We start from the raw sequence: 12,611 nt of genomic DNA on the forward strand, positions 1-12,611 counted from the left end.
CCTTATAACATCCACCCTTTGGACTCTCGCACCTTGTATAACTTGGGACGAATCTATTTTTTAAGATGCGAAATGAGACTGCACTACTTTCTATAAATACGCCAATCGCATTTTTCTTTAACTACGCTTAACCAGTTGAACCATTACACTATCACCCATAAAATTCACTTCTGAAAGTGTAAGAACATAAACAGCACCTTTGGATTCAAACTCCCACTGCCTTCCCGGATAAACCTTTGCTTCTTCTGTCGCGTTCTTATTTGGAAGTTTCACTGCAACATTTGCACGTTGATCAACGTCGACACTAAGCACCGTAAACACTAACCCTGTCGCTTGATCAATATACGCTCTTCCTCTATAAACGCGAGTTTCTGTGGATGGTTCGGCAAGAACGGCAGGAGTATTTTGATTGTCGGAATCTCGCTTCTCAAGCTCCGCAACCTTCTCCCTCAGCTCTATAAGTTGAGGAACCATCATTGGAATGGCGTCTTTTGTTTTATTTAACCAAGCCCTATACTCGGCATTTTCAGCACGCACAACATCAATTTCTCTTTGCAATAGTTCCGATTTCGATTTGTACTGCTCCGCAATCGCTTTCTGAGAGTCCGTTTCAGACTTAAGGAGATTAATCCGGTAATCCTGAAGAATGTAAGTGGAGACCGCCCAAGTGGCTGCCACTATCATCAGTGTATATGTTATCACGGACTTTGTTTGATTCGATTCAAACCAGTGGAGGTAACGCGTTCGTTTGGTGATGCTTAAGATATTAATAGCAAACCTACTAAGGCAAATGGAAACGAATACGACTTATCCTACTAAGAGCTTTATGCGAGATTTAAGTCAACTTTCCATATTAAAGCATGACCGCGCTATCTAGTAAACTTTAACACCCCCACTTGATTTCAGAATCAAAACTGTGCCATAGGTAAATTTTATAAGCCACTTTCTGAACGATATTAGTCCTTGGATGAGCGGCCAGTGAGCCAACAAACGGTAGCGGACAGTTGTGAGCGAATTTTATCGACTCTATCCACGGACATTACTCACTTGCTTGCCCCCATCTTCGGTCATATCGCTTGAACCAGTAGTTGCGGATACATAATCCCAGAGGAGGCGGCAACTGATGGAAACTCGCCAGCAAATCACGGCCTCACCAACCTAGGCAACACCACCCCCCCCCAACCTCTCCACCCCCAACCGCACCCTCTCCCCACCCTGCTCAATCACCACCCCATCCCCTCAACCGCCACCAACTTCACTCCAGGCCCAACCTTCTCCCCCTGCAAAAAACTCCTCGGCGGCCCATCGTTCAGGCTCAGTATCGCCACCGCCCCCCGACTCCCCGCCATCACCCCGCTCACCTTGATATCCACCGGCGCCGTTTGATTGGAAAACCACTGCAACGCCGGGCTATCACTGCGCGCCGCCAGCAACTGCGGGGCCGCTGCCGGGGTATGGGATTCGGCGGAGGTCAGTAGCAGCGACGACCACGTCGCCACGCCGACCAGCGCGGCGAGCAGTGCGAGGGCCTGGACCATTTGGGGTGGGGAAACGCGTGCGGTGAAGGTCATGGGTTGAATCTCCTTTTTATCCCTGCTGTCAGCCTACGCGGCAATTCTCTCCGTTTTATTTCACACGCCTTACATGTTGGCCGTGCACGATGGCGCAGGACGCAAAGGAGCGCGCGCACGATGAACAGGCAACAGGGTTTTACGCTGATCGAGTTGATGGTGGTGCTGGTGATCATCGGCATCGCCAGTGCGGCGATCAGCCTGAGTATCAAGCCCGATCCGTTGCAGTTGCTGCGCAAGGATGCCGAGCGTGTGGCGCAGTTGCTGCAGGTGGCGCAAGCGGAGGCCCGCGCGGATGGGCGGCCGATTGTGTGGGTGAGTGATGCCAAGGGGTTTCGCTTTAGTCGGCGCAGTGACAGTGGCAAGGGGTTTGATCATTTCGCTCAGGATCCGCAGTTGCGGCCGCGTGCCTGGCAGAGTCCGAAGATGGAGGTGCGGGTGGAGCCGAAACAGAAGGTTGTGCTGAACGCTGAGTGGATCAATCCGCCGCTGCAATTGACGTTGTCGGATGGCTTGAATCGCTTGAGTGTGCTGCGTGATGGCAGTGGAAGGATCAGCCTGCAATGAAGCGCCAGCAAGGGTTTACGTTGATTGAGGTGATGGTCGCGATTCTGTTGATGGCGGTGGTGAGTTTGATTGCCTGGCGGGGGCTGGACAGTGTGACGCGGGCGGACAGTCATTTGCAGGCGAGCAGTGAGCAGAGTGACGGTTTGTTGCGGGCGTTGAATCAGTTGCAGCGGGATGTGGAGATGCGGGCGGGGGTTGAGTTGACCGAGCCGAAGAAGGTTGGGGTGGATGATGAGCCGCCGACGGCGCCGGCCGCTCTGACTGTGCGCAGTAGCGACAGTAAGGGTTTTCGGCTGGATATTATTCGGACGGCGGCGGACCAGCCGGGGGCGTTGCAGCGGGTGCGGTGGTGGGTCAAGGGCGACACGTTGTATCGGGCGGTGGCTGAGGCGCGGAGTCGGTATCCGTTGCCGGCGCCTGGGAATGGGGTTGCTGTTTTGCAGGATGTGAGTGATGTGCAGGTGCGGGTTTGGGAGGTGGATAAGGGCTGGCGGCAGTTGAGCGGGAATCGGCGGGAGGATCCGTTGGGGTTGGAGATTCGGTTGAGTCGGGGGACGGCGCAGGGGGTGGAGAAGTATCGGCAGGTGATTGGGCCGTTGGATTGATTTGCTGGCCATGAATTAAATGTGGGTGGGGGTTTGCGACCGAATGTGGTGGGTCAGGCGATATTGTTGTTACTGATGGACCGCTTTCGCGAGCAGGCTCGCTCCCACAATTGGATTGGGGCGAGTCAGTTGGGGGTTGGTTGGCTGTTAGGACGTCATCGCGAGCAGGCTCACGCCTACAATTGGATCGTATGCAGTCTGCGAGAGATTGGTTGGCTGGGGGGTCGCTTTCGCGAGCAGGCTCGCTCCCACAATTGGATTGGGGCGAGTCAGTTGGGGGTTGTTTGGCTGTTAGGACGTCTTCGCGAGCAGGCTCACTCCTACAATTGGATCGTATGCAGTCTGCGAGAGATTGGTTGGCTGGAGGGCCGCTTTCGCGAGCGGGCTCGCTCCCACAATTGGATTGGGGGTAGTCAGTTGGGGATTGGTTTGGCTGTTAGGACGTCATCGCGAGCAGGCTCACTCCTACAATTGGATCGGGTGCATCAGCAAGAGATTGGTTGGCTGTTAGGACGTCTTCGCGAGCAGGCTCGCTCCCACAGTGGGATTGGGGGGAGTCAGTTGGGGATTGGTTGGCTGGTGGGCCGTCTTCGCGAGCAGGCTCGCTCCCACAGTTTTTAATTTGCGTACAGCCCCTGCGGCAAAGCCGCCCCACTCAACAGGATGAGCGTTAGCTCGGCTGCAGCTCTTGATCTTGATCCACGGGCGACGTCGGAAGGCTGAGTGGAGGGATTCATCCGGGGGTGGGAGCGCAGCGACCGTTTGGCGCAGCCAAATGCATCGTGAGGAGGTGCAGCGAAGCAAACCGTAGGCGATGCGCCCGGATGGATCCCGGAGCGAAGGAACCCCGAGCCTCAGCGAGCGGGCCGCACGTAGGAGCAAGCGTTTTTTTGCTTACTTTTTTTAGGCGTTTGTAAAAAAAGTGAGTCGCCGTAAGGGCGAAACCCTAAGCAGCCGTTACCGCAGCAACGGATATGTACCCAGTCAAACTCACTAACTCAAAACGACGACGCCGCCGGGTAGTTCGGTGCATTTGACGCCATAGGCATCCCGAATCAGCAGTGCAACGCCGGCGAGTTGGTCGAGGCTGAATCGGGCCTGGACGCGGCGTTGGCCGAGCTCACGGTTGAGCAGCAGCAACATGCCGGGGCGGTAGCGGTTGATTTCGTCGATCATCTGGCTGAGGGTTGCGCCGTTGAAGACCAGCACTTGTTGGCGCCAGTTCATCACGGCGGCCGTGTCGACACTTTGCACGCTACCAACCTGCCGCGCGTCATAAGTCACCTGCTGCCCCGGTTCAAGACGCAGACTACGACCCTCAACATCCACTTCAACCGCGCCATCAAGGCAAGTCACGCAAACTTGCTGATCAGTGTTACGCAAGTTGAAACGCCCCTGACTGGCCCGCAACCACCCTCCCCCAGCCTGCATCGCCAACGGCAACCGCGCGGTCTGCACCTCGACTTCACCACTGACCAGCTCAAAACCCTGCACACCGTCAGACACTGCACGCTGATTGATCCGCGTCTGAGTGTTCAGCTCCAGACTCACACCCTGCACCGGTTCAAAACGCCGCTGCTGGCCAACCTCAGTGATGTAGTCAGCGCCCAGCCCTTCAAAACCACCAGGAATCGTCCCGCGTACCAGCAAAAACGCCGCCGATGCGGCAATCGCACCACCGAGAAAGGCGCGACGACCGAAACGCCGTGGCGCCTGCATTTGCTCCACGGCCGGTTGCAGTTGCTGCCACAACCGCTTGGCCTCTTCGAACGCGCGGGCATGCTCGGCGCTCTGGGCACACCATTCGCGCAAGGCGCGGGCGTCGGCCACGGTGGCGCGGCCGGAGGTCAGCAAGACCAGCCAGTCGCGGGCTTCGCTGTGCAGAGGGTCGGCCGCCGATGGCTCGGCAGGTGTCAGTCGAAAGATGTTCAAACGCGCAGATTCTCAACGAATTGATCGGGCACTATTCAGAAGACGGTTTTCCGGCCCCGCGACCGAACCGCTGAAACACTTTTCTTTCCAGTTTCGCGGCGCAGAAGCCCAATGCGGCTTTGATTTCCTTCTCGACCATGCGCGTGGAAATGCCGAAGCGCTGAGAAATCTCCAGGTGCGGCGCCTCTTCCAGACGCGCCGCGATGAAGATTCGGCGACGGCGTGCGGGCAGTTCGTAGAGGGCGTTGAGCAGTGACTGGATTTCCTTTTGCCCGCCCACCACCCGCGCCGGGTCGAGGGCTTCGTCGCCGATTTGCAGCAGCTCTTCGACTTCCTCGCCGGTGAGCAGGCGCGCGTCGGCCTGGCGGCGGTCGGCGGCGATGTTCAGGGCCATGCGATAGAGGTAGGCATTGGGCCGCAGCACGTTCGGCGGCGTCTCCATGCGGTCGACCCGCAGGTAGGTTTCGTGCAGCACGTCGTTGGCCAGATCTTCCGAGCCGAGACGCCTGCGCAGGCGCACCCGAAAGTCCTCGTAGGACGTCAGGAACAGTTGGACCATCGAACCTTGTCCGGTGTCTTTCATCCCCCGGAAACTCCTTCCCATTTGGTGCATTCCATGCGTTTCCCTGACGACTCCGGTAACAACAGCAACGTGACCGGCTGACGCAAGGCGCTGGGCGTCGGCCGGTCGATCCTGAGATTGCGAAAGCTCTCCACCAGCGCGTTGTCGCGCCGTCCATCACCGGTCGAGGTGACCAACCGGTTGTGTTGCACCACGCCATCGCGGCCGACCCAAACCTGCAACACCGCGCGATAACTGCCGGGACGGGTCAGCGGCGAGCGGCACAGGTTGCGCTCGATGGCCGCTTGCACCGCCGTGGCGTAACTGCGGTTGACCGCGACGCTTTCCGGCGTCTGTTTTTGTGGCGGCGCCGGCACGTCTTCGACCTGCGCCACTTGCAAGGTAAACGCATCGTCACGGGCATACCGCGCCATCAAACCACTGCCGCCGAGCAATCGACGCAGGGCATCGGCGGCGGTGTATTCACCGTCCACCGCCAGCGAGCGACGACCGCGACTCAACTGGCTGTCGACCAGCACTGCAACGCCAGTGGCGTGGCTGTACTGGTCCAGCGCGTGCGCCAGATCCTGTGCCGGAATGTGCAGCGTCATGCGCAGGTCCGCCGGTACCGCATCGGCCATGGCGTGGCCCGCCGCACAGCCAAGCAGCCACCCCAGACACATCCGGCGCACAAGCCTCGTTGAACGCTGAAAACCGTCCCTGGAACTGCCTCGCTGCACGGCTGACGAATCCTTGGAAATCGTCATCCTGAGGGCTGTTTATGAATCTGGTGTGACGGGCGGTGCAAAAAAACCATCACGGGAATTGCGCGAGGCTTGCACTAGACTCAAGCCATAGCGCGGCCCCTTTGGGCCGGCCAGGAGGCGAGCATGAATACACTGTGGCGATTTACCCTTGGCGGGCTGTTACTGACGGCGCTGTCGAGCGCTTATGCCGAGGAACCCTTGGGCTGTGTCGAGGTGACGGTCGGCGGTTACAAGGCGCCGAATTACGACTGCTTGAGCCAGCAGATGGGCAACAACCCGGAAGGCGCGGCGGCGGCGGAAAAGAACCAGGAGGCGCTGAATGTGCCGGTGAACAAACGGCCGCCGAATCAGGTTGGACTGGCGACGCCGGCCGCGACCAGTACGCGGATGGGCAATACCTTTGGCACATCAGTGAAACCACAACGCCCACCGCAATGACACGCCACCGATCGTTCCTACGCTCCGCGTGGGAATGCAGCCCGGGACGCTCTGCGTTCCATCCAGAGCCGAACGCGGAGCGTCCGTTGAGGCATTGCCACGCAGAGCGTGGGAACGATCCTGTGGTGTTCAGTCGCTTACCGATCGTTCCTACGCTCCGCGTGGGAATGCAGCCCGGGACGCTCTGCGTTCCATCCGGAGCCGAACGCAGAGCGTCCGTTGAGGCATTCCCACGCAGAGCGTGGGAACGATCCTGTGGTGTTCAGTCGCTTACCGATCATTCCCACGCGGAGCGTGGGAACGATCAGGGCGGGTTCAATCGCTTGGGGTTTGGCGGAAGCTCACCGCAAGGCGATTCCAACTGTTGATGGTGGTCACGGCCATGGTCAGGTCAACCAGTTCGCCTTCGCTGAATTGCTCGCGCGCCTGCTGATACACCTCATCAGGCACCCGGCTCTCCGCCAGCAGCGTCACCGCCTCCGCCCAAGCCAGCGCAGCACGTTCGCGCGGGTTGAAGAAGTTGCTGTCGCGCCACACCGCAATCGCATACAAACGCCGATCACTCTCCCCGGCCCTCCGCGCATCCACCGAGTGCATATCGGTGCAGAACGCGCAGCCATTGAGCTGTGAAGCACGGATCCTGATCAGTTGCAGCAGCGGCTGCTCGATACTGAGGTTGGCGGTCAGCGCCTCCATGGCAATCATCGCTTTCATCGCCTTGGGCGAAGCGTTGTAGTAATCCAGGCGCGGGGACATGGGCAGGTCTCGGTAGACGGAATAATGAGTTCACCGTAAACGCCGACAGTGGTGCGTTACAGCCCCAATTGCACGAAAAGCCGCTACACCAATAACCCCTGCATCTGCGCAGCCCCCCTGTGGGAGCGAGCCTGCTCGCGAAGGCGTCAGGTCAGTCAGCCCATTTTTGAATGACACACCGCATTCGCGAGCAGGCTCGCTCCCACAGGGAATTGGGGGCCAATTTCGGGTTTTTCGGGTAGGCAACTATTGTCGATCCCGCAACAGCGGTAATCTGGCAGGCACGCCAATTAGCCCCAGGAGCCTCGTCGGTATGGAACTTCACGTCGTGATCAACGGCCGCAAGGATCTTGCCGGTCAGTTGTATCAGCAACTGCGCGGGGCCATTGAATCCGGGCGTCTGGCCGCCGGCACGCAATTGCCGCCCAGCCGTCTGCTCGCCGAGCAACTGGGGATTTCGCGCAAGACCATTTCCGACACCTACGCGCAACTGACCTACGAAAACTTTCTCACCGGGGTGATCGGCAAAGGCACCTACGTCAACGCGCGCCCGGCGCAGATCCAGCGCAAACAGAGCCACACCGAACTGGCCGGCGCCGAGGTGATCGAGAGCTGGCGCAATCTGCCGGTGTTTCTGCGCCATCCGACGCTGGAAGGTTCGCTGCGCTACGACTTTATCGGCGGCGCCACCAGCAAGGGCCAGTTCCCGCAAGATGACTGGCGCCGCTGCGTGTCTCACGCGATGCGGCAGATGGCGCAGTCCAAGGGTTTCTACAGCCTGCCCGAAGGCTTGCCGGCGCTGCGCAATGCGATTGCCCGGCACATCGCGTTTTCCCGGGGCATCAACTGCCAGGATGAAGACATCGTCGTGTGCAATGGCGCGCAACAGGCGCTGGACCTGATCACCCGTGTGCTGATCCGCCCGGGCAGTCTGGTGGCAATGGAAGATCCCGGTTATCCGCCAGCGCGTCTGCTGTTCGCCACCCATGGCGCCGAGGTGGTCGGGATTCCGGTGGATGCCGAGGGCATTCAGGTTGAACATATTCCCGAGGGCACCCGCCTCATCTATGTCACGCCGTCGCACCAGTTCCCGCTGGGCATGCCGATGAGCCACGCACGCCGCGAAGCCTTGTTGGCTCGCGCGCATGAGTTGGGCGCGATCATCATCGAGGACGACTATGACAGTGAGTTTCGCTACGAAGGTCGGCCGACCGATTCGCTGTTCAATCTCGACCAGCGCGGCATCGTCGCCTACGTCGGCACCTTCTCGAAAACCCTGCTGCCGGAGCTGCGCCTGGGTTATGCGATTCTGCCGCCAGCGATCCTCGAGGCGGTGATCCGCGCCAAGCAACTCACCGATCTACACGCCTCGACCTTGCCGCAATGGGCGCTGGCCAAGTTCATCGCCGAGGGTTGCCTGCTCAAGCATATCCGCCGCTGCCACACCATTTATGCGCAACGCCGCGAGCGCATTCTGGCGCGCATGGCCGACGATCTTTCGCCGTGGCTGCAGGCGGTGCCGCCGAGTGCCGGGTTCCACATGACGGTGTTCTGCAAGGTGCCGATCGACCTGCCGCTGGTGATCGAACTGGCGAAAAAGGTCGAAGTCGGCCTGTATGCGATCAACGGTTTCTATTACCAGCAAACGCCGAAAAACGGCCTGTACTTCGGCTTCGGCGCCATCGAAACCCTGGACATCGATATCGCTCTGGATCGCCTGCGCGACATCCTCCAGCAGGTCGCCTGAGCGATTGGCCTAAAGATTTAACCGCCGATTGGTTATTGGTGATCCCAGGGTGCAGGCCTATTCTGCACAGGCGTTATCCCTCAATGAGCAGGATTCGTCCGGCCTGATTCAGGAGTGTGAGCAATGTCCAACGAAGTGATCAATACGGTGCAGGTGCAGGCTGCCGCCGGCCGCTCGGATGAACTGGGCAAGCAACTGCAGAAGATCGTCGAAACCCTGCGCGAAACGCCGGGCTGCGATTCCTACCTGGTCGACCGCTGCCCCGAGGACAGCCACCGCTGGACGGTCAGTGCCCGCTGGCAGTCGGAAGCGGCGATGCAGGCGCATTTCAACCGGCCCGAGACGCAGGGGTTTATTGACTTGATCGATAGTCGGCTGGCCAATAGCGTCGACTTCAATAGCTTCCCTATCGTCTGATCGGACGCCTTCGCGAGCAGGCTCGCTCCCACAGGTTTTTGTGTCGTACATTTAATTATCGAACGACGCTGAACCCTGTGGGAGCGAGCCTGCTCGCGAAGGCGTATTCCGCCACACCGACAACCTTTCTGACGCCCCGCAAATTGGTCACCCAATCTTCCCGAATATTGGCCGTTTGAATGCTTAGCCCTGCGGACTACTGTGATCAGCAACACCCCGATCATCACAGGTAACCCGCCATGAAAGCCCTGCCCTTCTTCGCCGCTGCCCTTGCCCTGAGCCTTTGCACTTCGGCCGTTTTTGCCCACGACCCGTCGGAAAAAGTCACCGTCCTGCAAGACCAGATGCTGAAAAACGCCCCCGGCAAAAAAGCCATGATGATCGAGGTTGATTACAAACCCGGCCAATCCTCCATCGCCCACAAACATGACGGCACGGCGATGGCTTACGTGCTCGAAGGTGAAGTGATTTCCCAAGTGAAGGGCGAACAGGCGATCACCTACAAGAAGGGCCAGTTCTGGTACGAACCGGCCGGCTCCGAACATCTGGTCTCGAAAAACGCCAGCAAAACCAAATCGGCCAAGTTGCTGGTATTCATGGTGTTGGCCCCGGATGAGCAAGTGCTGATCCCGCTGAAAAACTGATGGCTGTTTAACCAGCCATAAATAAAAAGGCTCAAATCGTTGATTTGGGCCTTTTTATTGCCCGGGGCAATTAACCGCGCCGGGTTACAGCAAATGAACCTAATCAACTGCTGTTAGCTCAGCAAATTGTCAGGTTGCCGGGTTTAGTCTGAATTAACGGTCGTGATTTACGACTTTTAAACTTTCCGACTGATGTTGTTTCACGGGAGAAACACCATGAAACTTGCCTTTGCCAGTGTACTGGCGATATCGGTTTTAGCTCTGTCAGCCTGTTCGGTACCCACCGCGCCCCAAGCCGTTTCCTCACTGGACACCCTGCTCCCCCATCCCACCGGCCGCAGCAGCGCCACTCAGGTAAAAAGCGGTCCCGGCGTGTCGCTCGGCGTGGTCTACAGCCCAAGCACCCAGACCAACCGCGAATACCTGCGCGACTATCAAACCAACGCCGGCACCGGTTTCGGCCAGAGCCTGTTGGTGCAACCGATCCATGACGCCTACGTCGCCAGCTCGAAACCGGACATGGCGGTGGAATGGGTCAACGCCTCGCTGCAGCGTCAGTTCGGCTCGGTGACGGTGTATCCGGATATGCAGAGTCTGCGTGCGGCCAGACCGGATGTGGTGGCGATCATCGATACCCATAGCCAGTTGATTACCTCGCGCAGTTCCGACATCAAGGCCGACGTCAGTGCCGATTTTTATGATGCGCAGCTGAACTATATCGGTACGGCGAAAGGCTCCGACACGAGAGAACTGACACCGGTGTGGGCGGACTTCAAGGGTTCGGAAGAAATTGTGGCGGATATTAACCAGCAGCAGGATGTGCAAGTTCGGGCGTTGCAGAAGTTTGACCAGTCGCTCAACAATTTGGTCGCGCGGCCTGCGGATAAAGTATCGATGCTGGATAGTAAACAAGGTCAGAAGTTGTATTGAATGTAAGGGCCCTTTCGCGAGCAGGCTCGCTCCCATATTTGAAATGCATTCCACCTGTGGGAGCGAGCCTGCTCGCGATGGCGCCGGAACAACCAGCACAAACCCCTCAGGCATAAAAAAGCCCCGGCATCTCACGACACCCGGGCTTTCTCGTTCACCCACTGCCCAAGCCGAGTAAAACTCGGCATTGGCAGCAAAGGCGAGATACCGCGCCCTCAAACTTCACACATATGCTCATCTGTCTACTGTCAACCCTGACAGTAGACCGTCTCGCCAAATTGGCTTCCAATAATCTGACTGTATTGATCTCTCGATCCCAAGTCGGTTATCGGCGTATGCAGAAACCACAGGTTTGAGGAGCAGGCAATGTCTAACATTATCAATAGCGCTAACGTGGAAGCTCTCGATCCAACTTTCGGATCTGATGATTCAGGCGTGAGTTGGTTAGAACATCCGGATGGCACCAATGGATTTGTGTGGGGCATCACCGTCGCGCCGGATAACAAACTGTTGATCGCAGGCAGAGCTGGAAAACGTTTCTCAATCGTGCGCTTGAAGACTGATGGTGGAAAAGATCCCGATTTCGGTGATCAAGGAAGTGTCATTGGTGAGTTCGCAGTCGGCGATCTATCAACGGGCATGGGTGTTCGCGTACTCAAAGACGAGACAATACTGCTTGAAGGGTGGTTCGAGTACGATCCTTCGACCCCACCGCTGCGTGGTTTGGCTCTTTTTGACGATAAAGGATTGCCCGTCAAGGCATTTGGAAACGATGGGGTACTGATCGTTGATCCCATCTCGACACCCGCCTACCGATTGTCCAAAGAAGAGATCGCCAATAAAGACGCATCGACGTCCCGCGAAGGTGGGCACTCCATTGAGTTGCCCGACGGCAAGCTGATGATTATCAGCAATCATCTATATAGCTTCAGCGACAATATCGGTTTATTAGTCAGGCTGAAAAAGGACGGTTCGCTGGACATGGATTTTCATGAAAAAGGCTATGTTGCTGTCCAGTATCTTGCTAATTACACAACGGCTACCTCACTGATAAGACTCCGGGACGGATCGTTTACCGTTGGTGGAAGCACTCTCGTGAATGGCAAAATGATGCCGATGATTTGTCGCTTCAATGCACAGGGTGACATCATTAAAGATTTCGGAAACGAAGGCTTCGTTGTGATTGAAACTGATCAGCATCGTGGCGGTACAAGTCAACTTATAGAATTACCTGACGGCAATATCCTGGGGGTCGGTAGCACGTCGTCACACGCGATTCAAAGTGGCCTATTGTTTTGTATCGACAACAAAGGCGCATTGGTCTCTTACTTTAATCAAGGCGAGCCATTGATTACCTCATATCCACGGGCGCCGATGGGTATTCAATGGCATCAAGGCACCCTGCGACAGGGCAAGCACATAATGGTTATCGCTGACACCTTAGGAGAGGAAAACTCAAAAACGATCATTGCCAAGTTCGACCTGGACGGTGTTCAAGACATGAATTTTGCAGATAACGGTTTTTTGACCATTAATCTAACTGATGTTCTCGATTTAGGCGTATCCATAGCCACCCAAAATGATCAGATTATCGGGGCTGGCACTTCCTTGCCTCATGCCGATGGCGTACGCGGTTTCGCCTTTCGTTGTTCGGAACTGGTGTAAATAAGGAAAA

13 protein-coding genes and 1 pseudogene are annotated in these 12,611 nt (G+C 57.4%); 8 read left to right on the forward strand and 6 right to left on the reverse strand.

Annotation, left to right across the window (positions count from 1 at the left end; genetic code table 11):
• Positions 1–117: 117 nt before the first annotated feature.
• On the reverse strand, positions 118–678 hold the full coding sequence (locus HU754_RS17195) for a hypothetical protein (protein ID WP_186625664.1): 561 nt from the start codon (positions 676–678) through the stop codon (positions 118–120).
• A 464-nt stretch (positions 679–1,142) separates the two neighbouring features.
• Positions 1,143–1,571 (reverse strand): annotated as a pseudogene (locus HU754_RS17200) (type II secretion system protein N).
• A 120-nt stretch (positions 1,572–1,691) separates the two neighbouring features.
• Here HU754_RS17200 and gspH point away from each other — a divergent pair.
• The gene (gspH, locus tag HU754_RS17205; RefSeq protein WP_007913940.1) at positions 1,692–2,138 is read left to right on the forward strand and encodes a type II secretion system minor pseudopilin GspH; all 447 of its coding nucleotides are present in this window, start codon (positions 1,692–1,694) and stop codon (positions 2,136–2,138) included.
• Positions 2,135–2,743: a type II secretion system protein GspJ gene (locus HU754_RS17210; protein WP_186624278.1), complete on the forward strand. Its 609-nt coding sequence runs from the start codon at positions 2,135–2,137 to the stop codon at positions 2,741–2,743. Before gspH ends, HU754_RS17210 begins: the two co-directional genes overlap by 4 nt.
• Before the next feature lie 993 nt (positions 2,744–3,736).
• Here the strand turns inward: HU754_RS17210 and HU754_RS17215 are convergent.
• Genes HU754_RS17215 through HU754_RS17225 form a run of 3 tightly spaced genes read right to left on the reverse strand, consistent with a single transcriptional unit; the run spans position 3,737 to position 5,920 of the window.
• Complete coding sequence (locus HU754_RS17215) at positions 3,737–4,675, reverse strand: FecR family protein (protein ID WP_186624277.1); 939 nt, start codon at positions 4,673–4,675, stop codon at positions 3,737–3,739.
• 31 nt (positions 4,676–4,706) lie between these two features.
• Entirely contained in the window at positions 4,707–5,258 is a 552-nt protein-coding gene (locus HU754_RS17220) for an RNA polymerase sigma factor (protein WP_008087984.1), read from the reverse strand.
• Positions 5,255–5,920 (reverse strand): secretin and TonB N-terminal domain-containing protein, encoded by a 666-nt coding sequence (locus HU754_RS17225; RefSeq protein ID WP_186624283.1) that lies wholly within the window; start codon positions 5,918–5,920, stop codon positions 5,255–5,257. Before HU754_RS17225 ends, HU754_RS17220 begins: the two co-directional genes overlap by 4 nt.
• Before the next feature lie 207 nt (positions 5,921–6,127).
• Between HU754_RS17225 and HU754_RS17230 the strand changes: the two genes are divergently transcribed.
• Positions 6,128–6,442, forward strand: a complete 315-nt coding sequence (locus HU754_RS17230; protein WP_186624276.1) for a hypothetical protein — start codon at positions 6,128–6,130, stop codon at positions 6,440–6,442.
• 315 nt (positions 6,443–6,757) lie between these two features.
• On the opposite strand, the gene HU754_RS17235 is transcribed toward HU754_RS17230, so the two are convergent.
• Entirely contained in the window at positions 6,758–7,198 is a 441-nt protein-coding gene (locus HU754_RS17235) for a carboxymuconolactone decarboxylase family protein (RefSeq protein WP_008087990.1), read from the reverse strand.
• Positions 7,199–7,511: 313 nt separating this feature from the next.
• Here HU754_RS17235 and pdxR point away from each other — a divergent pair, with 313 nt between their 5' ends.
• From pdxR to HU754_RS17260, 5 genes are all read left to right on the forward strand, one after another.
• Positions 7,512–8,945: a MocR-like pyridoxine biosynthesis transcription factor PdxR gene (gene pdxR, locus HU754_RS17240; protein ID WP_186624275.1), complete on the forward strand. Its 1,434-nt coding sequence runs from the start codon at positions 7,512–7,514 to the stop codon at positions 8,943–8,945.
• A gap of 123 nt (positions 8,946–9,068) precedes the next feature.
• On the forward strand, positions 9,069–9,362 hold the full coding sequence (locus HU754_RS17245) for a putative quinol monooxygenase (RefSeq protein WP_186624274.1): 294 nt from the start codon (positions 9,069–9,071) through the stop codon (positions 9,360–9,362).
• Between the two features lie 239 nt (positions 9,363–9,601).
• Complete coding sequence (locus HU754_RS17250) at positions 9,602–10,006, forward strand: cupin domain-containing protein (RefSeq protein ID WP_093437923.1); 405 nt, start codon at positions 9,602–9,604, stop codon at positions 10,004–10,006.
• 216 nt (positions 10,007–10,222) lie between these two features.
• On the forward strand, positions 10,223–10,936 hold the full coding sequence (locus tag HU754_RS17255; protein ID WP_186624273.1) for an ATPase: 714 nt from the start codon (positions 10,223–10,225) through the stop codon (positions 10,934–10,936).
• A gap of 366 nt (positions 10,937–11,302) precedes the next feature.
• The gene (locus tag HU754_RS17260) at positions 11,303–12,601 is read left to right on the forward strand and encodes an NHL repeat-containing protein (protein WP_186624272.1); all 1,299 of its coding nucleotides are present in this window, start codon (positions 11,303–11,305) and stop codon (positions 12,599–12,601) included.
• Positions 12,602–12,611: the final 10 nt, after the last annotated feature.

This window comes from Pseudomonas zeae (assembly GCF_014268485.2).
Lineage (GTDB): Bacteria > Pseudomonadota > Gammaproteobacteria > Pseudomonadales > Pseudomonadaceae > Aquipseudomonas > Aquipseudomonas neuropathica.